Origin of the sequence: Nocardia sp. NPDC047038 (assembly GCF_040644075.1) — a bacterium.
Lineage (GTDB): Bacteria > Actinomycetota > Actinomycetes > Mycobacteriales > Mycobacteriaceae > Nocardia > Nocardia sichangensis.
Genome location: NZ_JBEYVQ010000002.1, coordinates 882,426 through 908,068, shown reverse-complemented (window position 1 = coordinate 908,068; position 25,643 = coordinate 882,426). Strand labels below are relative to the sequence as shown.

General features: G+C 68.9%; 24 protein-coding genes. 6 read left to right on the top strand and 18 right to left on the bottom strand.

Annotated elements, in window-relative coordinates; translation table 11 throughout:
* Positions 1-256: 256 nt before the first annotated feature.
* The 11 genes from ABZ824_RS12290 to ABZ824_RS12240 form a co-directional block, all read right to left on the bottom strand.
* Positions 257-1,351 carry a glycosyltransferase gene (locus ABZ824_RS12290; RefSeq protein ID WP_356963314.1) on the bottom strand — a complete coding sequence of 365 codons (1,095 nt, stop codon included), beginning with the start codon at positions 1,349-1,351 and terminating at the stop codon, positions 257-259.
* Positions 1,348-2,715, bottom strand: a complete 1,368-nt coding sequence (locus ABZ824_RS12285; protein ID WP_356963313.1) for a glutamate-1-semialdehyde 2,1-aminomutase — start codon at positions 2,713-2,715, stop codon at positions 1,348-1,350. The genes ABZ824_RS12290 and ABZ824_RS12285 overlap by 4 nt, the downstream gene beginning before the upstream one ends.
* A complete protein-coding gene (locus ABZ824_RS12280) occupies positions 2,712-2,879 on the bottom strand; it encodes a hypothetical protein (protein ID WP_356963312.1) in 168 nt (55 codons plus the stop codon). The genes ABZ824_RS12285 and ABZ824_RS12280 overlap by 4 nt, the downstream gene beginning before the upstream one ends.
* Complete coding sequence (locus ABZ824_RS12275) at positions 2,876-4,240, bottom strand: GNAT family protein (RefSeq protein ID WP_356963311.1); 1,365 nt, start codon at positions 4,238-4,240, stop codon at positions 2,876-2,878. Before ABZ824_RS12275 ends, ABZ824_RS12280 begins: the two co-directional genes overlap by 4 nt.
* A complete protein-coding gene (locus ABZ824_RS12270; RefSeq protein WP_356963310.1) occupies positions 4,237-5,595 on the bottom strand; it encodes a glycosyl hydrolase family 28-related protein in 1,359 nt (452 codons plus the stop codon). The genes ABZ824_RS12275 and ABZ824_RS12270 overlap by 4 nt, the downstream gene beginning before the upstream one ends.
* Positions 5,592-6,857 (bottom strand): Wzz/FepE/Etk N-terminal domain-containing protein, encoded by a 1,266-nt coding sequence (locus ABZ824_RS12265; RefSeq protein ID WP_356963309.1) that lies wholly within the window; start codon positions 6,855-6,857, stop codon positions 5,592-5,594. The genes ABZ824_RS12270 and ABZ824_RS12265 overlap by 4 nt, the downstream gene beginning before the upstream one ends.
* Positions 6,858-6,868: 11 nt before the next feature.
* A complete protein-coding gene (locus tag ABZ824_RS12260; RefSeq protein WP_356963308.1) occupies positions 6,869-8,134 on the bottom strand; it encodes a hypothetical protein in 1,266 nt (421 codons plus the stop codon).
* An 83-nt stretch (positions 8,135-8,217) separates the two neighbouring features.
* Entirely contained in the window at positions 8,218-9,234 is a 1,017-nt protein-coding gene (locus ABZ824_RS12255) for a glycosyltransferase (protein WP_356963307.1), read from the bottom strand.
* Positions 9,231-10,502, bottom strand: coding sequence for a lipopolysaccharide biosynthesis protein (locus ABZ824_RS12250; RefSeq protein ID WP_356963501.1), 1,272 nt, complete (start codon positions 10,500-10,502; stop codon positions 9,231-9,233). Before ABZ824_RS12250 ends, ABZ824_RS12255 begins: the two co-directional genes overlap by 4 nt.
* Before the next feature lie 146 nt (positions 10,503-10,648).
* Positions 10,649-11,779, bottom strand: coding sequence for a glycosyltransferase family 4 protein (locus tag ABZ824_RS12245; RefSeq protein WP_355073241.1), 1,131 nt, complete (start codon positions 11,777-11,779; stop codon positions 10,649-10,651).
* Positions 11,776-12,852 carry a glycosyltransferase family 4 protein gene (locus tag ABZ824_RS12240; RefSeq protein WP_356963500.1) on the bottom strand — a complete coding sequence of 359 codons (1,077 nt, stop codon included), beginning with the start codon at positions 12,850-12,852 and terminating at the stop codon, positions 11,776-11,778. Before ABZ824_RS12240 ends, ABZ824_RS12245 begins: the two co-directional genes overlap by 4 nt.
* Before the next feature lie 260 nt (positions 12,853-13,112).
* Here ABZ824_RS12240 and ABZ824_RS12235 point away from each other — a divergent pair, with 260 nt between their 5' ends.
* Entirely contained in the window at positions 13,113-13,931 is an 819-nt protein-coding gene (locus ABZ824_RS12235; protein WP_355073243.1) for a glycosyltransferase family 2 protein, read from the top strand.
* 182 nt (positions 13,932-14,113) lie between these two features.
* Here the strand turns inward: ABZ824_RS12235 and ABZ824_RS12230 are convergent, their stop codons facing one another.
* Positions 14,114-15,280, bottom strand: a complete 1,167-nt coding sequence (locus ABZ824_RS12230) for a class I SAM-dependent methyltransferase (RefSeq protein ID WP_356963306.1) — start codon at positions 15,278-15,280, stop codon at positions 14,114-14,116.
* 14 nt (positions 15,281-15,294) lie between these two features.
* On the opposite strand from ABZ824_RS12230, the gene rfbC reads away from it, so the two are divergent.
* Positions 15,295-15,858, top strand: coding sequence for a dTDP-4-dehydrorhamnose 3,5-epimerase (rfbC, locus tag ABZ824_RS12225; protein WP_355073246.1), 564 nt, complete (start codon positions 15,295-15,297; stop codon positions 15,856-15,858).
* Here the strand turns inward: rfbC and ABZ824_RS12220 are convergent.
* From ABZ824_RS12220 to ABZ824_RS12205, 4 genes are read right to left on the bottom strand one after another with little or no spacing between them, the layout of a single operon-like run.
* Entirely contained in the window at positions 15,836-16,870 is a 1,035-nt protein-coding gene (locus ABZ824_RS12220) for an SDR family oxidoreductase (RefSeq protein WP_356963499.1), read from the bottom strand. The genes rfbC and ABZ824_RS12220 overlap by 23 nt on opposite strands.
* A gap of 5 nt (positions 16,871-16,875) precedes the next feature.
* Positions 16,876-17,544, bottom strand: coding sequence for a PIG-L family deacetylase (locus ABZ824_RS12215; protein WP_356963305.1), 669 nt, complete (start codon positions 17,542-17,544; stop codon positions 16,876-16,878).
* Entirely contained in the window at positions 17,523-18,296 is a 774-nt protein-coding gene (locus ABZ824_RS12210) for a glucose-1-phosphate cytidylyltransferase (protein WP_356963304.1), read from the bottom strand. Before ABZ824_RS12210 ends, ABZ824_RS12215 begins: the two co-directional genes overlap by 22 nt.
* Entirely contained in the window at positions 18,293-19,576 is a 1,284-nt protein-coding gene (locus ABZ824_RS12205) for a class I SAM-dependent methyltransferase (RefSeq protein ID WP_356963303.1), read from the bottom strand. Before ABZ824_RS12205 ends, ABZ824_RS12210 begins: the two co-directional genes overlap by 4 nt.
* A gap of 452 nt (positions 19,577-20,028) precedes the next feature.
* Between ABZ824_RS12205 and ABZ824_RS12200 the strand changes: the two genes are divergently transcribed.
* The 3 genes from ABZ824_RS12200 (at position 20,029) to ABZ824_RS12190 (ending at position 22,997) form a co-directional block, all read left to right on the top strand.
* Entirely contained in the window at positions 20,029-21,546 is a 1,518-nt protein-coding gene (locus ABZ824_RS12200; protein ID WP_356963302.1) for a sugar transferase, read from the top strand.
* A 170-nt stretch (positions 21,547-21,716) separates the two neighbouring features.
* Positions 21,717-22,544 (top strand): alpha/beta hydrolase, encoded by an 828-nt coding sequence (locus ABZ824_RS12195; protein WP_356963301.1) that lies wholly within the window; start codon positions 21,717-21,719, stop codon positions 22,542-22,544.
* A gap of 45 nt (positions 22,545-22,589) precedes the next feature.
* The gene (locus ABZ824_RS12190; protein WP_356963300.1) at positions 22,590-22,997 is read left to right on the top strand and encodes a hypothetical protein; all 408 of its coding nucleotides are present in this window, start codon (positions 22,590-22,592) and stop codon (positions 22,995-22,997) included.
* Between the two features lie 76 nt (positions 22,998-23,073).
* Here ABZ824_RS12190 and ABZ824_RS12185 read toward each other — a convergent pair whose 3' ends face one another.
* Complete coding sequence (locus ABZ824_RS12185) at positions 23,074-23,817, bottom strand: lysophospholipid acyltransferase family protein (RefSeq protein WP_355073259.1); 744 nt, start codon at positions 23,815-23,817, stop codon at positions 23,074-23,076.
* 11 nt (positions 23,818-23,828) lie between these two features.
* The gene (locus ABZ824_RS12180) at positions 23,829-24,578 is read right to left on the bottom strand and encodes a lysophospholipid acyltransferase family protein (RefSeq protein WP_356963299.1); all 750 of its coding nucleotides are present in this window, start codon (positions 24,576-24,578) and stop codon (positions 23,829-23,831) included.
* A 76-nt stretch (positions 24,579-24,654) separates the two neighbouring features.
* Between ABZ824_RS12180 and ABZ824_RS12175 the strand changes: the two genes are divergently transcribed.
* Complete coding sequence (locus tag ABZ824_RS12175; protein ID WP_356963298.1) at positions 24,655-25,617, top strand: hypothetical protein; 963 nt, start codon at positions 24,655-24,657, stop codon at positions 25,615-25,617.
* The last annotated feature ends 26 nt before the right edge of the window (positions 25,618-25,643 follow it).

Sequence of the window (25,643 nt, the reverse complement as noted above, 5' to 3'; positions counted from 1 at the left end):
TCACCGACGCTCTACAGCTGGATGCACACTGATGCGCCTGGCCCGAACGAAGTCGACGATGCCGCCCATACCGACCATCATCGACCCGGAACACGTTGCCCCCCTGCGCATCCGTTCCCATCCCGGAGAACCTGTGATACGTCACGGCAGCCGTTGCTACGACCGGCTCGACGAGTGAGCAGACGCGCTCGACCATGCGGCCGGGCAGATCACGCTCGCCGAGCAAACAGCGTTCGGTACTTCGCTGGGGGGCCGCTTACTGAGCGACGCACGCGGCCATCCGTGCCCGAAACGCGGTTGGTGCGAACGTTTCCGCGTGGGCGCGGACGATGCGCGGGTCGTAGCGGGCGGCGTCGAAGTCGGCCATCGCCGCCGCCAGGCGGGTGACGACGTCGGGATCGGCGCCCGGAGCGATGTGTTCGCCGGTCGTGCCCGGTCGTACCGTGTCGAGCGCGCCGCCCGCGCCGATGGCGATCACCGGGGTACCGCAGGCCATGGCTTCGACCGGGACGATGCCGAAATCTTCCACGCCGGGCATGAGCAGGGCGCGGCAGCGTTGGTACATGTCCCGCAGGACGTCGGTGGAGGTGGCGCCCAGAAAAGTTGTCTCGGGTCCGGCGAGGGCTTCGAGCTGAGGCCGGAAACGACCGGCGCCCAGCACGACCAGCCGCACGCCGGCGAGTTGCGCGGCTCGTATGGCGAGATCGGCGCGTTTGTAGGGAACGAGGCGACCGGCGCAGAGAAAGAAGTCCTCCCGGGCACGTGCGGGATCGGGGGTGAAACGGTCGACATCGACGGGGGGATTGATCACGGTGGCGGTCAGGCCCCACCAGTCGCGGATCCGGTCGGCGACGGCGGTCGAGTTGGCGATCACCTGGGTCAGGCGCGGCGCGGCCCGCAGTTCGGTGCGGCGGGCCAGTGCGCCCAGGGCGCCGAGGGCGAACTGGCCGGTCCGTCCGCCGGCTTCGCGGATGCGGAACTCTCGATCCCAGGCCCATCGCGCGGGGCTGTGCACATAGGCGATCACGGGCGCGTCGGTGGCCAACGCGGCCTGAGTGGCGAACGAGTGGTGGCTGACGACCACGGCGTCATAGCCCCGCAACGGCATACGACGCAGGGAACGGGGGACGAACGGCAGCAGCGGGGCGTGCCGACCGCGGGTCACCGTGTGGGCGCGGGAGAGCCAGGTGTCGTGGACATGCCGGACGGGCAGGCGGATTCCGTCCGGCGTGACGATCGGGGCGTAGATGTCCGCACCGGGCCAGGTGCGGGCGAATTCGCCCACGACGGCTTCGGATCCGCCGAATTCGGTGAACCGTTCGTGGACGATGGCGATGCGGGGTGTGGTCATCGAGATGTGCTCGTTTCGATCTGCCGCGGCGCGGCGGTGCGGCGAATCGCGGGAGCGACCGATCGTCCGCGCAGCAGTCCATCGACGGTGCCGCGTTCGAGAGCGGTCCGGTACACCTGGGCCGCGGCCGCGCAAGCCGACAGGGTGGCGGCGATCGCGTCGTGGTCGTGTGCCGCCGAGGTGACGAAGGATTGCCCGAGTACTCCGCGTTGCAGCAGTTCTTGCAGGAACAACGTGCGGAACGCCTGGCATGGGTTCCCGCGGGAATCGAGGGTTTCGAAGATCAGGCAGGAGGAGCGACCGCGGACCCGGAGGTGGTCGCCGATCCCGAGTTCGGTTACCAGCGCGGTGAACCCGGTCGCCAGTGCGGCGCCGGCCGCTTCCATTCGGGCGATCGGATCGCCGGTCCGGTAGGCCGCGGCGACCGCGCGGAAGGCCGCCAGCCCACTGGTTTCCGGCCCGTGCGTGGTGGACAGCAGGAACACGCGGTCGGCGTCGGTGCGCAGACCGCCCCGTTCCAGGTACTCGCGCCGTCCGGCGAGCGCCGATATGGGGAATCCGTTACCCATGGCCTTGCCCCAGCAGGACAGGTCGGGAGTTACGCCGTAGACGGACTGTGCGCCGCCTGCGGCCCAGCGAAATCCGGTGATCATCTCGTCGAACACCAGCAGGGTGCCGTGCCGATCGCACAGGGCGCGCACGGCTTGGAGATAGCCTGGCTCGGGTTCCGCGGTCGCGGTGGCCGCCTCCATGACGACCGCGGCCACGGTGTCGCCCGCCAGGACCACGGCGAGGGCGTCGACGTCGTTGTAGGGAAACCGGACGGTTTCGGCGCCGACCTGAGCGGGGATGCCCGCCGACATCGGTGTCGTCGCGATGAACCAGTCGTCGACCGAGAAGAACGGCTGCTCGCAGACGGCGATCCGCTGGCGACCGGACACGGCCCTGGCCAGCCGGACGGCGGCGGTGGTGGCATCGGAGCCGTTCTTGGCGAACTTGACCATGTCCGCACCGGGGACCAGGTCCAGGAAGTCCTCGGCCGCGAGCAGTTCCAGTTCGGTCGGCCTGCTGAAGTTCACTCCGTCGGCGATCGTGGTCGTCACGGCGTCGAGAACCGGTGCACAAGCGTGGCCGAGGGTGACCGAACGCAGTCCCATCCCGTATTCGACGTACTGGTTGCCGTCGGCATCCCAGACTCGGCATCCGTTGCCGCGCACCAATATCGGCGCCATCTGCTCGGGGTATTGATCGGCTCCGCGGGCGTAGGTGTGCGCGCCGCCCGGCACCAGCTCGTGCAGCCGACGCTGCAGCGCATTGCTGCGGGCGAACCCGTGGTGCGGTGGGAGGTCGGGGTGCAGAGTCATCTGGTGCTCCGTATGCGGTGCGGGCAGGATACCGGCGGAAGCCGGTACAGCAGAGCGGTGCCGGTGAAGTGCCGGGCGGGGATACGCTCCGGCGTCGAGGAGGTCGCGGGACGGCCGGAGGTGTTGTGGTCGTGCGCCGGGGCGCGCCCGGTCGCCGAACTCACGGGACCGGCTCCCCACGGACCGGCGCGTCATCCGGGACAGCCGTGCGGGCCGGATGACTGTACGCCCAGAGGTCGTGATCGCCGCGAGGTCCGAAGACATCGAGGTGTCCGCGCATCCGTCCCTCCTCGGCGAACCCGGCCGCGGCGACCGCAGCCGCTGCGGCGACGTCGGACACGGGGATCGCGATGGCGACGCGGAGAATCTCGAGCCGTTCGGTCGCATGGCGCACCAGTAGGCGGAGCACGCTCGCGCGGGTTTCCGGGCGAACCGACGCGTCGGTCCAGACGCTGAGCCGGATATTGCGATCGAACATGTCCAGCCCGTGCAGCCGGGCTTCCCCGACGAAACGGCCGTCGTCGAGAATCGTCAGCGTCAGCCCAGGCCCGGAACGCAGGCCTGCCCTTGCTTCGGCGAGTTCGGCCAGCCAGTGGCGCAGGGAATGCCGGCGCAGCCACGCGGCGGGTGACATGTGCGGATCGCGTGCCAGCGTCGCCCGGTTGCGGATACGGGCCGCGCGGCGCTGCCGGAAATCGGAGACACGGCGTGACCGCACCAGCACCCCGCCGCTTTCATCGGAGTCGGAGAGGGCGACGGCGGCGCTGCCCCGCAACCACCTGAACACCCGGCGCAATCGGGAAAGCTGGTACCGCAGACGCGCGGCTGCGATGCTCACGCGGGGCGGCCCGTGCGGGACAGCGGGGGCGGCGGGCAGTTGCGTCGTCGTCGGGTGGAGGCGCTGCCGGGCCAGGTAGACGGCGGTGAACCCGAGGTCGGGCCGATCGGGGCGGGTCACCGCCCACAGCTCGTGGTCGCGGCGTGCGCCACCGGCATCGAAATAGGTGGTCATCCGGGCTTCGTACCGCAGGCCCGCCGTGGCCGCGACCTTGGCCGCGGCGATGTTGCCGGGTGCGATCGGTGCGGTGATTCGCATGAGGCCGAGGCTGTCGAAACCGAAGTCCGTCATCATGGTCAAGGCAAGAGCGCCGATACCGCCGCGCGCGACGGCGGAGCTGATCCAGATGCCGAGTTCGGCGCTGCCCGCCGCCGCATCGATCGAGGCCAGTTCGATCTGTCCGGCGAACCGCCCGGCCACCTCGATGACCATGCTCACCCGCCGCACGGCGCGTGCCTCGGCCCAGTTGTCCAGGCATTCCCGCACCCAGTGGCGGGCGGTGTGGCGGTCGGGCCAGTCCTGCTCCGAGCTGACCCAGTAGGGTTCCATGATCGCGCGGTCACGGAGCCGGATCCGCCGCCACTCAGCGAAATCGTCGAAGCGCGGCGGCCGCAACCGCACCGGCGTTCCGAGTGGACCGGTGATGGTCGGCTGCGTTTCGATACGGCGGTACTGTCGTCGGGTCATCCGCCGGGACGCTTCCTGCCGAGCGCGACCGTGCCCAGCTTTCCGTCGTCGGAGACCGTGAGCCGCCAGTAGCCGCCGTCGGGCGCCTTGAGCACTGGACCGTTGTCGGCGTGCTCGCAAACCCAGGTTCCGTCGGCGGTCACCGCGGCGCGGACGGCGCCGTCGCTGCTCTGTGCCTGGAACACGTCCGCGCCGTGCGGTCCCGCTTGGGACACCACGGTGCCGGTGAACCGCGGAGTGCGCATGCCCTTGCGGCCGATGACGTTCCAGCCGCCCGGAAACGTCTCGACGGGAATGTCGTCGGTGATCCCCGAGATCAATCCGAGCGCGGTGCCTTCCGGACAGCCGACCGGATCCACGCGCACCGGGATGCCCGGCGGCTGTGACTCCGCGTCGAAGATGACGTTCGCCAGATACGGCTGTCGGCAGTAGTTCAGTTCGAGCCCGACCGAACGGGCCGCGACCTTCGCGTTGACCATGCCGAACTGCGCGGGCCCGCCGCGCCCGTTCTCGCCGACCGACACGGCGACGTCGGCTCCTTCGAACCACACGTTGGTCAGCCACCAGTCGTTGGCGGCGCCGTCGACCCGCAGGTGCCGGTGGGTGGTGAGCGGGTTCTGGTCGGAGACGAATTCGACGTTGGTGAGCGCCAGCCCGGCGTTGTGGTCGTTGCCGGTGCCGAGGACGCCGGTGTGATTACTGGTGAACTTCGAGGAGGTGACGTAGTTCTGGATACAGGATGTGGTCAGTCCGATCCCGAAGTTGTTGATGTCGCAGTTGATGAAGGCGGTGCCGCCGGTGTTGTCGCGCAACACGACTCCGCGCTGGGTCAGGTACCGCGGATGGTTGTCGCTGAGGTGGTTGCCGCGCAGTACCACCGCGTCGAAGGAGCAGCGAAAGCATTCCGACAGGTCGACCGCCGTCGAGCCGGGACCTGTCGTGTAGATGCCCAGCCTGGCGAAACGGACCCGGCTGCGCTTGCGCAGCCGCACCAGAGTGCCCTCGCCCGCGTAGACGATCGTGGTGACGTCGGCGCCGTCACCGAGAATCGTGGCGTAGTCCGGCAGATCGGGCATCGACTCGACCCGGTAGTGCCCGGCGGGCAGGTAGAGCACCAGCGGCTCGTCCGGGTCCTTGGCCACGGCTGCGGCCAAAGCCTTGGTGTCGTCGGCGATACCGTCTCCGACGGCTCCGAAGTCCCGGACGTTACGTGCCGCGGGCGCATCGGTGGTGGGCGACCGGAACTGCGGGTCGTCCGGCTCGGCTGTGGTGCAGGCGGCGGTGATCGGAAGTACCGCCGCCGCACCCAGAGTCGCGGCGAGCAAGCGGCGCCGCCGGAGAATGTCGTCGCTCATACCCTCAACCATCCCACCAGTCGGTCCGCCGCCGATCCGGGCGCGTGGTAGCCGACCACGCCGGTCGGCCCGGACGTGCCGAACGCGGTCAGGGCGGTACGCAGCCGCGGTTCGGTGAGTCTGCCGAGATCGGCGACGCCGAGGATGGCATCGGACAACGGCGCGACGGCGACCGCGTCGGCGGCACGACTGACCGGTGCGGTCTCGATGATCACGCGGTAATAGCGCTCGCGCAGATCGGCGATGAGATGGGCGAAGTGTTCCGAGGCGATCAGGTCGGACGTATCCGGCTCGATGTGCCCGATCGGCAGCACCGCGACCCCGGTCCCGCCCCAGTCCTCGGTGATCGCCCGGTCCAGCGGTACACCGCCGCGCAGCAGCGTCGTCAGGCCTGGACCGGGCACCGTGCCGGAGCTTCCGTCGCCGGAGGTGTCGGCGTCGACGAGGATCACCGGATGACCGGCATCGGCGAAGGCCAGCGCCAGGGTGTTCGCCACCTTTGATAGTGATCGGTCGGTGAGGCTGGTGCATTCGATGATCTGGGCGCCCCGCAGGTGATTACGCAGTCGCCGGGCCGCCTCGGAGGTGGATTCTCCGTGGTCGAAGGCGGCGACCACCGGGACCGGCGCGACCTCGGCGAGGTTGCTACTGGTGCGAATACGCCGGTCGGTGCGTTCGCGCAGAAATGCGGCCGCGAAGCCGAGCAGCAGTCCACCGAACAAGCCCATGGCGACGAACCGGCTCGTGCCGGGGCCTGCCGGAGCGGCCGGTAACCGGGCACGGTCGACGACCGAGACGCGGGCGGCGGGAGCAGCGCCTGATTCGATGGATTCGAGACTGTCGACCAGAGCCCGGAATTGGGCGACCGTGGCGTCGGTGAGATCACGCGCCCGCTGCGCGGTGGGCGCGGAGACCGCGATCTCCAGGATCGTGCTTGCGGGCGGCGACGAGGCGGTGATCCGCCCGCGGAACTCGTCCGGCGATTCCGTCAGCCCTTGGTCGTGGACGACCCGCTCCGCGACCGCGGCGCTGGTGGCCAGTTCGAGATAGGACCGCACGCGCTGCTGGGCCGCCAGACCGCCCTGGTAGGAGTCGTTGACCGAGGTGCCGGTGGCCATCGAGACGTACATCGTGCTGCTGGCCACGTACGTCACGGCGCGGGAGGAGGCGTACCAGACGCCGGCCACCGTGACGGTCAGCGCGATGGCGGCGATCAGCATCCACCGCCGCCGGACGATATGCCAGATATCGATCAAACCCATGGACTGCGACCTCATGTCTTCGTAACTGCTGAAGCGTGCGCCGGTGACGGGAGCGGCGTCGGACGGCGGCGGAATTCCGTGACGATCAGATGGACGAACCAGGCGAGCACAGCCGACTGGGCGAACTTGCCGAGATTCTCGAAACTGCCGAGAATCCCGCGTTCGAACAGGGTGGAGGCGCCGGTGATCGCGAGCCCCAGCACCAGGACCGGGAAGAACCGCGAATACAGTGAGCGCTCCCACGCGAGCAACAGCCCGAAGGTGAACACGACGGCGACGAGCACGCCGACCTCACCGCCGAGCAGATAGCCTTCGTTCACGTTGCCCTCCGCGAGGGACACCGACACGGTGCTCATATCCACCGACGCGCCGCGCACGTCGATCGCCCAGGCCGTACCGGATTGGAGCTTCTCGATACCGAGTACCTGCGCCGGGATCAGGCTCAGGCTCGCGTGGTGGAGAACCTCGCCGGGCGACAGCCAGCCCCCTGGGCCGACGAAGTACGCGTCGGTGGCGGCTTCGAGCAGGTCGAAGCGCCGCAGGATACTCAGGAACGGCCGGACGTTCTCCGGGTAGCGGGAGTCGACGAGGGCCGCGTCGAGCGCGGCCGTGCCGGAGTTCTTGAACGACTGCAGCCAGCCGAATCCGGCGACGCCGAGCACGCCGATCAGCACCACGCCGATCGTGGTGCGCCGGTTCCAGCCGAGCATCGAAAACCGCACGGCCAGCGCGAGTGCGGCGGCGAGGATCGGTGTCTTGGACTGCACGGCCGACGACCAGTACAGCTCGCCCGCGAACAGCGCGCCGAGCGCCAGCGCCGTGGTCTGCGGCCGTGCAGGCCGGAGGAAGACGATCATTCCGAGCGCCGCGATCCCTGCGAACGTGGCGACGAAGCTGAGCAGGGGGTTGCCGCTGCTGACCTCACCGGCCGCGCCCAGCGATCCGGTGGCCACCGATGCCGCCCGGCCCAACAGTCCGAGCCCGTAGAGCACGATCAGCGTGGGCATCACGTCGGGGTCTTCGACAGCGGCCGGGACGGCGCTCGGGGGGTGCCGCCGCCGCCAGAGCGCGTAACCGATCACCAGTAGCGCGTAACACCACAAGCCGAACACCACGTGGTCGAGCACCAGACCGATCCCGCGGTCGTATCCCAGTCCGGCCAGCCGGGGGTCGGAGATGTTGTCGCCGTAGTGCGGATCGGGCAGCACCGCGAGCAGCACCAGCGGCCGCGCCACGTAGGACAGCGACCAGAACAGGGCCTGCGCGATGAAGAACACGCGGGCGATGCCGGGAACCCACAGCGCGGCCGCCGCAACGGTGACCAGTGCAGCCGCGACGGCGGCTATATCGGTGTAGGCGTTCAGTTCCCGACCTCCGCGGCGAGGCCGACGATCTGCCGGGCACGATCCACGTAACGATGCCCCTCGGCGGTGATCCGCCGGTGCCCGGCCGCCGCGACCTCGGCCGCGCGCTCCGGGTGGGCGGCCACCCAATCGAGAATCGAGACCAGTTCGTCGGTGCCGTCGAACAGGAAGCACTCGACGGTGTCGCGCAACAGCTCGGCGTGTTCGCCGGTGCGTTCACCGACGAACAATCCACCGGCCGCGGGCACCTCGAAGGTACGGCAGGTGTGGGTGTCGCGGTTGCCGGAGTTGAGCAGCACCAGATTGGCTGTCACCTGGGCGACCGCCGCGGAGTATTCCGGACCGTACACCGCGCCGCCGACGACGGCGCGGGTGGCGCGCAACTCAGGAACCCGGCGCCAGCCGGGGCCGCGGACCAGCATGCGCGGTCCGTAGCGGCGTGCCAGCGACACCAGTTCGGCGCGTCGGTCGGGTCGGCACACTCCGATGAAGCCGACCAGATGATCACCTGTGCCTCGGCGCGCCGCCGGATGATGCCAGGCCGGGTCGTAGGCGCTGAGCACGAAGCCCGCGGCACGGGCGCCACGCGCCAGCAACTCCGGCACGTTGTGCTGTTTGGTGGTGACGATGAGGTCCCAGCCGGGTTCGGCGGCCAGGTAGGCATCGGTCAGGTTCTCGGGATTGGACACGTCGTCAGGGCTGTAGTGCACATGCAACGCGGCGGGCACGTCGAGCAGTCGCTGCTGGTCCAGATGGATTCCCTTGAACACGAACAGCATCTCGGGCCGGAAGGTGGCAGCGTTTCGTTCGATCTCGGCGTGTACCCGTTCGACTGTGCGCCGGTCGCGTCGGCCGGTCGCCTTCGCGTACACCCACGGCGGCGACAGCCTGGCCGGAAGGGTCACCGGTGTGGAGTCGACCACGAGCACGTCGTGGCCGGCTTGACGGAAGCCGTCGGCCAGCGAACGCGCGTTGCTGCCGAGCCAGTCGTCGCCGACGAACAGAATTCTCATGGTCGGATTTCCTTCCGGGGCACGATCGGCAGCGGCACGGTGTCGGCTTCGGCCCGATCCCGGCGCGTCAGGAAGCGCACCCGCAGCAAATGCCAGGTGGCGACGGTGATTTCGGCCACCAGCAGGCCGTAGACCAGGGTGTGCACCGAGCGGGTCCGCACAGTCAGCACCAGTGCGCCCGCGGCGACGAGAGTCCCCAGCAGCGCGCCGATCAGGACGCCGGTGGTGTCCTGGCGCACCGGCAGGATGGCCGTGGTGATGAAGGAGGTGACCGTCGTGGCGGGCAGAATCAGCACCTCGATCCGCAACAGGCCGGTGGACGCGGCGAACTCGGTACCGAAGACCAGCCGGATGAGCAGTGGCGCGGCCAGCCAGATGCCGACCGAAGCGAGTGCGGCGACGGCGACGGTCACGGCCAGCGCTTGCAGGCTGTGCCGCCAGAACCCGTGGTCGTCGCCGCGCCGGGCCATCCGTGGCAGCAGCGCGAAGCCGATGGCGTCGAGCAGGGATTGGACCGCGCGCACCAGGCGGTCGCCCGCCGAGTACAGCCCCAGCGAGATGGCGTCGAGCACGGTCGAATACAGCGTCGCCGCGCCCTGGCCGTAGCCGGTGACCAGCAACCGGGAGACGAACACCGGAACGCTGCGGCGCAGCACGACGCCGTAGTAGCGAGGACGAGCAGGCGACCCGTACCGGCGCCAGGCGTCCCACCATGTCAACGCCACCGTCGGCACGGAGGACAGCAGTAAGCACAGCAGGGCGATGTGCGAGTTCGGCAGCTGGGGAAGCAAGCCGACCAGCAGCCCGAGATAGCACAGTCGGCCGATGGTCTGATACGCGGTGGAGGTGCCGAATCGTCCCTCACCGATCAGCAGCCAGTCCTCCGACAGGGACCAGAAGCCACCGACGAACAGCCCGAGCAGCACCATCTGCGCTGCTTCCGGCACGCGCACGGCCGAGGCTACGGCGAGCGCGGCACCGAACAGCGTCGCCGTGGTGAGCCGGATGGCCAGATAGTCGCCGCGCAGCTGGTTGATCTCCCGCAAGCGGGTGTCTTTGCGCGCGTTGATCTCCGGCACGCGGGCGGACAGGAACTGCGTGACTCCCAGATCCACGACAAGCGAACCGATGAAGTAGGCCGACATGCCGATGGCGAGCAGGCCGAGGCCGTTGGCGCCGAGCACCCGGGCGATCAACGGCACGGTCACGACCGTGACGATGTACTGACCGTATCTGCCGAAACTCACCAGGGCGATATCGCCGAGCACCTCGAACCGGCTCGGCTTGCTGTGCGCGCCACCGCCTCCCGGCCCGCGCGCCCCGTCGGCGCGCCGGTGCACCCCGCGGGGGCGCGGGGGCAGTTCGACGCGGGGGAAGACGTCGGTGGTGAGCGTGGCCAGGTAATCGGGTTCGGTCACGGCGGCGCCACCTCGTCGAGGAAGCGGGTGACCACATGTGCCGTGGCGCGGATGTCGAAGTCGCGCGCGCGGTCGGCGCCCGCGGCGGCGATCCGGGCGCGTGCGGCCGGATCGCCGAGCAGTTCGGTGAGAGCCGCGGTGAGGGCGGCTTCGTCACCGGCAGGAACCAATCGGCCGGTACGCCCGTCGTCGATGATCTCGGCCGGGCCGCCGGGCACCGTCGCGATCACCGCGCAGCCCGCGGCCATACCCTCCACGACCACCTGCCCGAACGGCTCGGGCAGCACCGAGCAGTGCACGAGCACGTCGGCCTCGGCGAGGTACCGGTCGGGGTCGTCGACGTGACCGGTGAAGGTCACGGCCAGACCGAGTTCGTCGGCGAGTCGTTCCAAGTACTGCCGAAACGGCTGTTCATCGAAGAACGTGCCGCCGACGAGGTACACCGCAGCAGGCCGGGTCGGCACCGCCGCCAGGGCTCGCAGGAATACGTCCTGGCCTTTCCAGGGGCTCAACCGTCCCACGACGACTACGACCGCGTCGGCGGCCGCGCGGCCGCGCGGCGACGGCGGCGCGGCAGGCAGGGCGACGCCCGGATAGGCGACGGCCGCCGGGATACGCGCGGGCAGCGTGGCACGGGTGCCGTGACTGTTGGCGAGCAGTCCCCGGCAGACCAGGGCGGCCAGCAGCCGGATCGTGGTGGCCGGGAGCAAGCCGAAGTAGTCCCGGGACACCCGGTCGTGGACCTGCCAGACGAGCGGCACCCGCGCGCGGCGGGCCGCGACCGCCCCCAGCACGAGCGCTTTGCTGCTCTCCGCGACCAATACCCGAGCGCGCAGCTCGCGGACCGCGCCACCGACCGTCCAGCCCAGCCGCAGCAACGCGAGAAACCCGGTGATCAGCCGCAACGGGCCGGATGCGGTGGTCATCGCCCGGCTGTCGAATCGGCCTGTCACGACCCGAGTCTCGATCCCCGCGTCGCGGGCACGAGCCATCACCGGGCCGTCCTCGGTGCACACCAGCGCCACTTCGGTGCCCTGCGTCCGCAGTGTGCGCAGCAGCCGCAGGGTGGCCAATTCGGCTCCGGAGGGCGCGGCGGTATGGCCGAGGAAGACGGCGGGTCCGCTCATACGAGCTCCCGGTACAGCGCCGCGTGCCGCCGGGCGGCGACATGCCAGCTGAAAGTCTCCGCGTGGGCGCGGCATTGCGCCGGTGTGGGCCGACAGCCCGCGATCGCCGCGCTGATCCGAGCCGCGAGCGCGGTGGGGTCGCCGGGCGGCACGATCAGCGACGGATCCAGGCCCTGCACGGCGTCGGGCAAACCACCGCACCGGGTGACCACCGGCGCCCGGCCCGCGGCGAGCGACTCGAGGGCGATCAGGCCGAATCCCTCCAGGGCTACGGTCGGCACCACCGTGAGTGCGGCGGAGGTGTAGCGGGCGGCCAGCTCATGGTCGGGAATCCGGCCGGTGAACTCGACGCTGCCGTCGAGCCCACCCTCGGTGGCTGCGCGCCGGAGATCCGCCTCGGCGCTGCCGGTTCCGACGATGACCAGACGAGCCTCCGGGTGTTCGGCGAGCACCCCGGGCCAGGCGCGCAGCAACACATCGATCCCCATCCGGCGCTCCAGCCGACGCACACAGAGCACGACCGGCGCAGACGCGGGGACCGGGGCGGGGCGGAACCGGGTGAGATCGACCCCGGGCGCGATCACCTCGATGCGATCGGGCGCGATGCGGTAATCGTCACACAGCACGTTGCGGAAGTGTTCCGAGAGCACAACGAAACGATCCGCGCAAACGTATCGCATACGTTCGATGAGGTATTTGGCGAAGGCTGCGACGGGATGCTGTCCGTGCATTCGACTTTCCGCCGCCCACGGGCCGTGGAAATGAACGACGAGTGGTAGCCGGCGACCACGCCCGTCCCTGGCGGCCGGGCCGTAGAGGCAGAAGTGGCGATCCACGACCGTGCCGGGGTCCAATGCGTCGCGAGCGCAGAACGCGGTGCGGGCGCGGCGCAGGGTCGACCCGCCGACCGGCCCCCAGGATCGCGCCCCGGCATGCGTCCGGTCGGGCAGGCCGAAAGCGGCGGCCGACATCGAAATCCCTGGTATATCCGATAAAGCGCCGTGTAAGTCCGTGAAATATCGGCCCAGCCCGCCGGGCGCGGCGCCGAACCATTCCGATCCGGTCATGTGCACCTTCACCGCGCCGGACGCACTCGTCATGACCCGATCCCTTCGTCCCGTTCGCCGCACCGTGAAGTCGTCTGCCGAACTCGTTCACGGCCGGAAAGTATAAGGCTGCACGCCGGATTCATCCTGGTCGCGCAGAGGTGCGTTAACCGATATCCAGCACTGGGAATTCCGAATGCAGATGCCAACTCGCGGTGAAATGTGGCATAGTTTCGGCAATTACGAGGCAATGTCCGATCGCGATTCTGGCAAAGGGGCGGCTTGGGATGCGGAAACTGTCGGTGTGCGTGCCGGCCTACAACGCGGAACGAACTCTGTCCGCGACCCTGGACTCGGTGCTGGCCCAAGATCTCGATTTCGAAGTCGTGATCCTCGACAACGCGAGCACCGACCGCACCGGTGACATCGCGCGAGCGCGGCGCGATCCGCGCGTGCGTGTGCTGCGCAACGATCGGGTACTGCCGATCGGCGCCAATTGGGACCGGGCGATCCGGGAATCCACCGGGGACCTCGTGAAGGTGGTCTGCGCCGACGACATCCTGCGTCCCGGCGCCCTCACCGCGCAGTCGGCGGAGTTCGACGACGACGCGATCGCGTTGTGCGCGGGCAGGTTCGACGTGATCGACGAGTCCGGCGACATGCTCGAGACGGGGCTTGGGCTGCCGCAGCTGGTCGGCAGGCACGGCAGCCGCCATCTGGCCCGGATGATCGTGCGTCGCGGACCGGCCGACTTCGGCCCCACCGCGGCCGCCATGTTCCGGCGTACCGACTACGACGCCGTCGGCGGACTGCGCGGCGACCTGGTGTTTCCGATGGATGTGGACCTGTTCGCCCGCGTCGGCAGCCGCGGCGCTTTCGTCGGGCTCGGCGACATCGTTGCCGCGTGGCGGAACTCCTCGTTCAACCTGTGCAGTCGCACCTCGACCCGTAGCAAGCTCACCGAGCAGCTGCGATTCCATCATCGCCTGGGCGCCGATCACCCGGATCTCGTGCGTCCGGCCGACGTGCTGGCCGGTGATCTGCGTCTGGTCCGGGCGTTGGGGACGCGGCTGCGGGTGCGAGCGCGGGCCACGGTAGGCCGCTGAGCACGATCGCGGTTGCTTCTGTCCGGTAGGGTCCACTGTCGATCACACCGTCGAGCTCGTGCCGTCGACAGCGGCGGTGCCGCCGCACATCGGCAAGACAGCCACGATCATCAGCGCAGTGGCCGGTGCGACCGAGTCAGCCGGCCAGTGCAGCCGGTGTCGGCGTATCCGAGGGGTGGTGTTCATCGGTACGGCTGTCCTTCGCTCGTGAACTGCTGGCCGGGGGCGGCCCAGGGGGTGTGGCGGTCGTCCACACCTCCTTTTCTGGGTCCGCGGGGATCGTCGAGGAACCAGCGACCGTCGAGTTCCGGAAGTCCGGACGACACTTCACCCAGCAGGTCGGGCAGCGTCAACAGCACCCGGTCGGGTGCTGACTCGATCAGCTCCCGTGGGCTGATGATCGGGATGTCGGTACCGGGCATTCGGCGTCCCTGCTTGGCGGGCGCGACGTCGGCGACGCCTGCGACAAGCCCCTGGTGCGCACCAGCCAGCGACAGCAGGGCAACCGCCCGGGACGCCGCCCCGTAGGCATAGACTCGCTGCCCGGCTGCGGCCGCATCGATCAGCCAGGTCCGCAGCGCGCGCACGTGATCGTCCACGAACCGCTGTAGCAGGCGCAGCGATTCCGGGGTGATGATCTCGCGTTCGCGGGACAGGATCTCGCGCACGGTGCGGTCGGGCGCTGCGGGCCCGCGTCGAGCTGCCACCAGCACCGTCCCGCCGTAGAGGTCGAACTCCCACGCGGTGGTCACGCTCATGCCCGCGCCGGTGAGCGCCAGGCTCAGCGCATGCAGGGAGTAGTACGCGAAATGCCCGTGGCGCAACGCGTTCCACTGCCGCTGTGCCACGATGGCGGCGAGCGAGTGGTACTGCAACAGCAACAATCCGCCCGGGGCGACGGCCGCGGCGCGGGCGGCGAAGGCTGCACGCTGGTCGGGTTCGTGCATGATGCCGAAACAGTCCAGGACCAGCTCCGCCTGCGCGGCGTCGGCTTCCGCGCAGCCACGCTCGGCCAGCAACGGCAGCCACGAACCACCGTGCGGGCTGCCGAATTCGATGACCGTGTCGCCGCGCAGCAGGCCGGCCGCGTCGACCCGCGCGATCGCGTCAGCGGCCTGATCACGGAGAGCCCGCGGCTCCACTCCGCGGGGTTCGGACCCCACGGTCTCGTCTTCGGCGAGTTGTGCCAGCTCGCATCGCGCACACCGCACCATCCGCAGCTGATGCGTGGTCTCCGCCGGCGTCACCGGTCGTGCCGCGGGCGGGAAATCATCGGCCGCGGGCACCGTCCCGAGATCCAGGACGGTGTGCAGAACGGCGCCGGAGCAGGCGCGGCAGCGGCCGGTCATGACACGATGCCGGTGTGCGTATCGAGCAGACCGACCTGGCCGACGTGGTGGTGCTGATCCCAGCGCCCGTCCGGGACGACCGGGGCCTTTTCACCCGGACCTTCGATGCCGCCGAATTCGACTCTCACCTGGGGATTCCGGGAATTTCCGCCAGTTTTGTGCAGGACTCGCAGTCCCGGTCGCGCCGGGGGGTGGTGCGCGGCATGCACGGCCGATCCGGGCGCGGCGAGGCCAAGCTGGTCCGCTGCGCACACGGCGCGGTGCACGACGTGCTGGTCGATATCCGGCCGTCGTCGCCGACGTTCGGCCGGACGCAGGCGTTCCGGCTCGACGACGAGGAGTTCCGGCACCTGTACGTGCCGCCGGGATTCCTGCACGGATTCCAAGCACTCACCGACACCGCCGACGTGTGCTACCGCATCGATCGGCCGCACGATCCCGCCGAGGATCTCGGCGTCGCCTTCGATGATCCGGACTTGGCGATCGCCTGGCCGCTGCCGGTGACGGTGATGTCGGATCGCGACGCGAACGCCGGACGATGGGAGCATCTGCGGGCTACCCTGTCGCCGGCGCGGTGACCGCACACAGCCGCGGGTCCAGCGCGCCGGACGCGCGCAGCCGCTGGAGCCACGTGAGTCGCGTGAATCGCTGGAAGAAGGCGTCCTGGGTGAGGCCGCGTTCGGTGTACTCACGGTAGAGTTCGGCGGCGCCGTCGGGCACCGACCACCGCGCCTCGAACCCGAGCACCGTGCGAGCGGCGGAGAAGTCGACCCGGTAGGAGCGTGGGTCGGCCCCGGTCTCGCCGGTGACCAGCAGCCGCGACCCCGGCACGGTGGCCACCACCGACTCGGCGATCTCGGCAACGGTGAGGTTGTTTCGCTCGGTCCCGATGTTGAACGCCCGGCCGGCGACGGCCGATGCCGGTGCGGTGAGGCAGCGTTCGAAGGCTGCCGCGATGTCGCGGGCGTGGACCAGCGGCCGCCAGGGCGTGCCGTCGGAGAGCACCTTGACCACACCGGTGAGGACGGCGTGACCGACGAGATTGTTGAGCACGATGTCAGCGCGGGGGCGAGGCGAGAATCCGAACGCGGTGGCGTTGCGCAGGAACACCGGAACGAAGTGGTCGTCGGCCAGCGCCACGACGTCGTCTTCGACCCGCACCTTCGACTCGGCATACGGGGTGATCGGCCGCAGCGGCGCCGACTCGGTCACCAGCTCGTCTCCGGCGGCCCCATACACCGAGCAGGTGGAGGCGTACAGGAACCGTGACACACCGGCTTCTTTCGCGAGCCGAGCCAGACGCACCGAGGCGCGATGGTTGATCTCGTGGGTGACTTCCGGCGCGAGCGCGCCCAAAGGATCATTGGACAGCGCGGCGAGATGGACGACCGCATCGATGCCGCGAAGGTCTTCGATCCCCACCGATCGCAGATCGAGGCGCAGGCCCACCGGGTCACCGGCGAACTCGCCGAGCAGGCAGTCGGCGAACCACCCGGTGTCGAGCCCGATGACCTCGTGCCCGGCGGCCCGCAGTATCGGGACCATGACGGTGCCCAGGTATCCCTGATGCCCGGTGACCAGGACTCGCATCGTTGTCACTGCTTCTCCCATCGAATGACGGCCTTGTTCACCACGAAGGCTTCGGCGTACTCGGTGCGGCACTGCACGCCGCGGATCCGCGCGGAGGCGAGGAACGCGGTTTCGTCGAACCAGTCGCGACCGGTCTGGGACGGGTAATGCCGGTGCAGCAGTTGCGACTTCCGCTGGACCAGCTCCGCGTCGACCGGGTGGAACACGGTCGGCGCCGGTGTGTCGACCTCCGCCTTGAGGATCTCGTAGCCGAGGATCAGGTGGTCGCGGAACTCGGTCGGCACCAGCTCCGCGAGCGTGCGGTGATCTTGGTGCGCGTCGCCCGGTTGCGGGGCGAACACCAGGTCCGGTTCACCCGCCCGGCGAAACTCCGCTACGGCCGTCTTGATCCGATCCCAGTGCGCCGGTGCTCGTCCGTCCGGGACGTCGAGCACCGTCAACTCCGGTGTCCGTCCGGCGCAGAAGGCGGTGAGCGCCGCCCGTTCCTCCTCTTCGCGCTCGGTGCCCGCACCGGAGAGGACCAGCGCGCGCACCCGCATACTCGGATGGGCGCGGGTCAGCGACAACAGCGTGGCGCCCATGCCGATCGGGATGTCATCGCAGTGCGCGCCGAGCAGGGCGATCTCGGCGGGCCGCGGGGGAAACAGCGCGATCACGGCTCCCACACCATCCATGGCCGGTGTCCGCTGTGGTAGGCCGCGTCGAGTTCGGCGCGCTCCTTGAATGTATCCGCCGGCTTCCAGAATCCGTCGTGGCGGTAACCGAACAACCGGCCCTGGCCTGCGAGCGCTCCGCAAGCGTCCTCCACCAGATCTCCGCCGGGTGGCAGCAGGTCGAAGATCTCCCGGCCGAGCACGAAATAGCCGCCGTTCTCCCACAATGGCATATTCGCCACGGGAACGATGTCCTTGACCTCACCGGTAGGGCTGAGGTCCACGCAGTGGAACGACGATTGCGGCGGCACCACCATGAGAGATGCCGCCGCCCCCGAAGCGTGGAACTGGGTGATCATCTCGTCCAGGGGAGCGTCGGTGAGGACGTCGGCATAGTTGGCCAGGAAGTGCTCGTCGTCGCCGAGATGCTCGCGCACCCGGCGCAGGCGCTCCCCGATGGCCGACTCCACGCCGGTATCGACCAAGGTGATCGTCCAATCATCGATGTCGCTGCCGAGCAACTCGACCCGGCCGTTGCGGATCACGAAGTCGTTGGACGCCGACTCCCGGTAGGTGAGGAAGAAATTCTTGATGTGCTCGGCGCCGTATCCGAGGCACAAGATGAATTCGGTGTGGCCGTAGTGCGCGTAGTACCGCATCACATGCCAGAGCAAGGGGCGCGGGCCGACGAGTTGCAGCGGCTTGGGCACCATGTCATCGCTGCCTCCGCGCATGCGCATGCCGTAGCCACCGCAGAACAAGACGACTTTCATCGGCGCCGGTTTCCTTTCGACTCGGCTCCGGCCTGCACCGTGCGAGCCGGGAACGCCGGGTCGATCACGTGCAGCTCGGGCAAGGGATAGGCGAGCCGACCGCCCCACTCGGCGACATGCCGCAACTGTGCGGTGATCTCGGACTCGAGATTCCAAGGCAGCACCACGATCACGTCCGGGCGATCGGCGTCGAGCCGGGCTGGCGGGTGGATCGGGATTCGCGTTCCCGGTGTGAATCTGCCGTGTTTGTAGGGGTTGCGGTCGACGGTGTACTCGAGCAGGTCAGGTCGGATCCCGCAGTAGTTGAGCAGTGTGTTGCCCTTGCCCGGTGCACCGTATCCGGCGACGCGTTTGCGCTGGCGCCTGCAGTCGAGCAGGAACCGAAGCAACTCGTGCCGCACCGACTCGGCACGCTCCCGCAGCGATGTGTAGCCGGCCACCGAGTGCAGTCCGGCGGCGCGCTCGAGGTCGAGCACCACCCGCACCCGGTCGCTCACCGCCTCCGCGGCGGCGTCGGGGCGCACCCACAGCCGGATCGATCCGCCGTGCGTCGGTAGCCGATCGACATCTACCACGGTCAATCCGGCGACAGCGAGCGCACGCTGCGCCGACAGCACGGTGTAGTACTGGAAATGCTCGTGGTAGATGGTGTCGAACTGACCGAACTCGACCAAGTTCAGCGCATGGTGGACTTCGATGGTCAGCATGCCGTCATCCGCCAGCAGGATGCGCAGCGCACGAGTGAACCCGCGCAGATCCGGGATGTGGGCGTAGACGTTGTTCGCGATCACCAGATCCGCGGGGCCGTGTTCGGCACGGACGCGGCGTGCGGAATCCTCGTCGAGGAAGGCCGTTTCGGTGGGCACGCCCGACTCGCGAGCCGCCGCTCCGACGTTGGCCGATGGCTCGATGCCCAGGCATCGGATGTCGCGGTCGACGACGTGGCGCAATAGGTAGCCGTCGTTGCTGGCGACCTCTACCACGAAGGAGTTCCTACCCAGCCCCAGCCGTGCGGTCGCGGTGTCGACGAACTCGCCCGCGTGCCGGACCCAGCTGTCGGAGTAGGAGGAGAAGTAGGCGTATTCGGTGAAGGTGTCCTCCGGCGTGATCAGCGCCGGAATCTGCAGTAGCAGGCAGTCGGCGCACACCCGGAGGTGCAAGGGATAGGTCGGCTCGGGCAGGTCGAGCTGATCGGCGGTGAGGAACGATTCGCACGGCGGTGTGGCGCCGAGGTCCAGAATGCTGGACAGCCTGTCGGAGTCACAGAGTCGACAGCGCACAGATCCGATCCTTTGCTCGAAACGCCCCGGCCCGCCGGAACGCCTGTCGCGGCACACGGAAGCAGAAGCTGCCCGGCGTATCACGAGATGCGCGCGACGAGAACGTCATTCGTAGTACCGACCGCACCTGTTTGCGACCTTCAGCGTACCGACGGCAATATCGGCCGGGTTACACATCCGCGTTACTAACTGTGATATAGGGCACATTTCATATTCGAACTCGTGGTGTTATTCCAAACGCGCATCACAATGGGTCGCTGGGTGGATTCGCATCAGTTAACATCCCGATCACGCTGCCTCGCGCACACCTTCTGACCGGCGAGAAATGTTGTGACACTTGCCGATCAAGTGCCGAGGAAGCGCTCGGTAGAGGCGGTCGGGACGCTGCCGGGACAGCCGATCCTCGGATCGGGTAGCAATTCCACCGTTGCCCCAGGAGGGGTGTTCTCTTGATGAAATCCAAGGCTGTCCCGGAATGGCATGGGACCGCCGAAATCCCACGATCCCTCACGGTTACCCCGGTTACCGTCTCGACCCGTAAGGCCTGGCGATCGGAGTACGTACGCCGCCTCGCCATCACCGATTTCGCCGCCGTATCCATCGCCGTGGGGAGTGCGCAGCTGATCCGTTTCAATGAGGGCGGCGCTCCGCCGCTGGCCTGGGAAGGGCCGTACCGGGTCGGTTACACGATGGTGTCCGGGGCGCTGGTCGCGGGCTGGTTCGCGATCCTCGGTAGTGCGGGCAGCCGTGCGCCGCAGCTGGTCGGCAGCGGTGTCGAGGAATTCCGGCGGCTGATGTCGGCGACGATGCACCTGTTCGGCGTACTGGCATTCACGTCACTGGCACTCGAAATCAAGTTCGCCCGAGGGTATCTCGCGATCGCCTTTCCGGCGGGCGTACTCGCGGTGGTCGGTGGACGACTGTGGTGGCGCCACCAGCTTGCCAGGGCACGCCGCCGGGGACGCTATCGTTCGGCCGTACTCGTGGTCGGTACGGCCGAAGCGGCCGCGGCGATATCCGCGGCGTTCGCCACAGACCCGGGCGCCGGGTACAACGTTGTCGGCGCCTGCGTGCCGGGTGGGCAACCAGGAGATGCGCCGCTGGCGTTCACCGGCGGCACGGTCGCGGTCGTCGGCGACGACAGCGCCGTGCTGCGGGCGGTCCTGCACACCCACGCCGACACCGTCGCCATCGGTCCGACCCGGCATCTCGGTCCGACCGAGTTGCGCAGGCTCGCCTGGGAACTGGATGCGCTGGGAGTCGAGTTCATGCTGGCGCCAGGGGCGGTCGACATCGCCATATCCCGGCTCACCAATCGGCAGGTCGCGGGAATGCCGATGATGCACATCGCCGAACCGCAGTACGAGCGGGCTCGGTCGGTCAGCAAAACGGCCTTCGACATCGTCTTCGCGACGATGTGCCTGCTACTGCTGCTGCCGGTGTTCCTCGTGATCGCGATCGCGGTGAAGACCACCAGCCGCGGCCCGGTCTTCTACCTGTCCGAACGCATCGGCCGATACGGCCTGCCCTTCCGCATGATCAAGTTTCGCAGTATGCACGACGATGCCGACCGATATGCCGAAGCTTTGATCGCACAGCAGGGTGCAAATCCGGTCTTCTTCAAGATGAAGATCGATCCCCGCGTCACGCCGGTCGGACGATTCCTGCGCAAGTACAGTCTCGACGAGCTGCCGCAGTTCCTCAACGTGCTGCGCGGCGACATGAGCGTGGTCGGGCCGCGACCGCAAGTGCGGCGAGAAGTCGACACCTACGACCACATGATGCGCCGACGCCTGCTCGTGAAGCCGGGGCTGACCGGCTTGTGGCAGGTCAGTGGCCGGTCGGACCTTCCGCTCGAAGACGCCGTGCGGCTCGATCTGTCCTACGTGGAGAACGTGTCCATGCGGATGGACCTGCGGCTGATCGCGCGCACGGTCGGTGTGGTGGCCCGGGGTGACGGAGCGTACTGAAGGCCCTGCGGACCGGGCGGTAGTCGGATGTTCCGACCGCCGCTCGCGTAGGGCGGTCGAGAACGCACCCGATCTGGGCTGAACACAACCGTCGCCGCGAAACACGGTGTCAGTGGCCGTATCAGGCGGGTGTCAGGGCGGTGTCAGGCCGGACACCGAGAGTTGTTGCCATGACGAAGAACAGCAACCCGGCCCCCGCTTCGAAGTGGAGCGGCACGGTGCCGGTGGACGATACCGCCCTGGCGGTCACCGACACCGGCGGTCCCGGTATCCCCGTGATCTACTGCAATGGCCAGTTCGCCACTCAGGGCTACTGGCGGCGGGTCATCGCCGAGCTCGGCCCCGCCTACCGGCACATCACCTTCGACGAGCGCGCCCGCGGCAAATCCCGGCGTTCGGCGGACTACTCCTTCGACGCCGCCGTCCGGGACGTCGATGCGGTCTCGGCGGCCAGAGGGGTGCACCGGGCGCTGTTGGTGGGCTGGTCCTACGGGGCAGTCGTCGCGGCGCACTGGGCCGACCGGAATCCGGACCGTGCCATGGGCGCGGTGCTGGTCGACGGCGCGTTCCCGTACGACTGGCTCGACGAGGCCATGGAGCAGCGGATCCGCAAGCTGTTCAAGCGGCTGAGCTGGTTCACGCCGCTGCTGCGCCCGACCGGTCTGACCCCGCGGATGACCGCCGAACAGATGGCCGAGAGCAACATCGAGCTCGGCAAGCTCTCCCGTGAGCGCGAATTGGGTCCCCTGCTGGACCGCAGCACTGTTCCGGTGCGGTATGTGGTTGCTTCGGGGACGTCGTTCGGAAGCCGTGGCGACGAGCAAGAGCGAATCCGCACCAGCCTGGACGGCGTGTGCGCCCGCAATCCGAACATCCGGATCGGCGCGAAGGTCGCCGGCAACCACGGCGCGATCCTGCGCAAGGACTTCCGCGCCATCGCCGATGCCGTCCGCCAGACCGCACCGGCCGGAGACCAGCACGGCTCGCCGAGACACTGACCGGCCCGCCGACCCCCCCCCCACATCTCGAAGGAGCACACCACCATGTCCATCACCCTGACCGACCAGGACAAGGCCACCGTCCGCACCGCCGCCTACGGCGCCGTATCGCTCACGGCCGCCGCCGACGCCACCGGCTCGCCCCACAAGGCCGCCACGCACGGCAGCATCGCCCTGTCGTCGGCAACCGGCCTGGTCGGGCACGTACTCGCCGCGAAGTCCAAGGACATCACCCTGAACGGCAAGAACGTCGCCGAACTCGCCGACCATGTGCTGCCTGCCCTGACCGCGGCGATGAGGCTGCTCGCGAATCAGGACCCGGCCGAGGCCGACAACTTCCGCAGCACCGTCCTCGTCGCCATCGACGCAGCCGCCGGATCCCACAAGGGCGCGCCCAGCCCCGTCCCGGCCGAGATGGTCCGCAAGATCACCGCAGCGCTCGACGCGGCCTGATCGAGTGCCGCCCTACGACGTGTCACGAGGTCCTTGCCCGACCTCGTGACACGGCAGCGTGGCGGGTACAGCGCCGTCACCGCGCCTTCGCGCGCCGCCGCCTCTCCATCTCCTCGCGTTCCAGCACAGCCGCCTCCGCGAGAGTCGGGGCGGTTCCACCGAGCCGTGCGGGGACCCAGCGGGCGCCCTCCACCATCGGATAGTCGCGTTGAGCGAGGTCCAAAAGCTCACCCATCCGCGTCCGCAAGGTGGCGGTGAGTTTCTCGGCCGGTTCATCGGGTGGGATCGGTGCGCCGATCCGGATGGTGACCGGAAAATTATGGCGGCCCAACTGCTTGGGGATGTCCTTGGTCCAGATCCGATGAGCGCCCCAGATGACCAGGGGAACGATCGGGACCCCGGCTTCGACCGCCATGCGCGCCGCACCGGACTTGAATTCCTTCAACTCGAAGCTGCGGCTGATCGTCGCCTCGGGATAGACCACGACCACCTCGCCCTCGCGCAAAGCGGTCACCGCGCGGGCGTACGACTCGGCTCCGGCCGTGCGATCGACGCCGATCGCCTTGCAGTGCTTCATGAGAAAGCCGACGATGCCGTGTTCCAGTTCGGCCTTCATCATGAACCGGACGTTGCGGCCGGACTTGCGCCCGACCAGTCCGACTTCCATGAAATCCAGATAAGCCGTGTGATTCACCGCCAGCACCGCGCCGCCGGAACGCGGAATGTGCTGCCTGCCCTGGATATCGAGGCGCAGACCCTGCGCGAAGAAGATGGCGCGGGCCAATCCGGTGAGAATGTCGTAAACCGGTTCGCGCGCCATCGCACCTCCCGCTACTGCCCCGCCGCGTTCTTGCGCGCGGCCTTCGCCTCGGCTTCGGCGGCGTCCATCGCGTCCGCCTCTTCCAGGGTAGGAGCGCTGCCGCCGAGCCGGGCCGGAACCCAGTACGCGCCGGGCTCGTGCACATAGTCCTTCTGCAGGTCGGCCAGCATTTCCTGCATGGTCGAGCGGAGCTTGGCGGTGAGTTCGGCGGCGGGCTCGAACGGCTGGATCGGCTCGCCGACCGCGATCGAGATGGGCGTGTTGGTGCGGCCCAGCCGCTTCGGGAACCCCTTCGTCCAGACCCGCTGCGCGCCCCAGATGACGATCGGAATGATCGGCACCTCCGCCTCGATGGCCATGCGCGCCGCGCCGGACTTGAATTCCTTGATCTCGAAACTGCGGCTGATCGTCGCCTCGGGGTACACCCCGACCAGCTCGCCACGGCGCAGATAGTCCACAGCGGCCTTGTAGGAATCCGCGCCCGCCGAACGGTCGACGGGGATGTGCTTGAGCGCGCGCATGATCGGGCCGGAGATCTTGTCGTCGAAGACCTCCTTCTTGGCCATGAACCGGACGTAGCGCTTCGGGGTGCGCACCGGCAGGCCCGCGTAGGTGAAGTCCATGTAGCCGGTGTGGTTCACCGCCAGCACGGCGCCACCTCGGGCGGGAATGTGTTCATCGCCCTTGACGGTGAACTTCAGACCTTCGATGAAGAAGACGGTACGGGCGAGGCCGATGATCGTCCGGTAGACGGGTTCCACAAGTCCGCTAGCGTAGTCGCTGCTCGTCCCCATCGGCAGTTCGCCGCCGCCGCGCGCCGCGCCGGAGCGAGGACGCATGAGCAGCCCCGACCGCACGTCCGGAGAGAAGAGGATCGTCGAAGTGGAACGCGCCCGATCGGTACCGCGCGAGTACGACCGCAGTGCAGCACGCGAGCGGAACCGGGCCGGGCGAGCGACCCGCGCCGCGCTGGCCTGCGGCTCCGCCCTGATCGCGGCGATCGCGCTGACCGGATGCGATTCCGTCGTCGGCATTCCGGAGGAGACCCCGCCGCAGGCGGCCGTTCGCACGACACCGCCGGCCGCCGTCCCGGCCGCACCCCCGCCGAGCACCTCCGCGCTTCCGCCGGTTCCCGCCGACGCTCCGGCGGTCGGCGCGGTCGCGGGGGTGCCTGCCGCCGCCCCGGCGATGCGGCGCTGGGCGGCCGACCTCCGCTCGCACACCATCGCCGAGATGCAGGACAAGTGCTGGACCATCGCGCCCAGGAACGTCGCCGAGATGTACGGAGACCAGCAGGCCGTCCTCACCGCGTTGGCCCAGCCCGGCACGGCGGGCGAGGACGCCGTCGTCTGGAAGAGCCCGACCACCACCGTCGCCGTCCAGCGCGCCGAGATCGAGACCGGCTACGCCTGCCCGCGCGTCGCGACGGCCGGTGCGGAGATCACCTACAACGACGCCGACGCCCGGCACACCGTGCGCCGGTACCTCTCCCGCTTCGTCGGCACTCCGCTCGACCCCGCCGACAAAGAAGGCGACTACCCTCTGATCTGTAAGGCGTCCCCGGCGTCCTGGGATCCCAAGGGCACCGGGCGTCCGAGCCCCGCGCCGCTGGCGAACAACCAGGGCGTGCTCACCGGGGCCGCCGAGTTCGCCGACCAGCAGATCCGGTCGGAGCAGGTGAACACCGACTACATCGCGGTGCTCGTGCCGGTGACCAACTCCTCCGGTGTGACGCAGACCCGCACCTTCACCTTGCGCTCCGGGACGGACGGCTACTGCATCGGCGATGTCTCGCCGTAACTACTACCCTGGTTGGCTGGTAAACA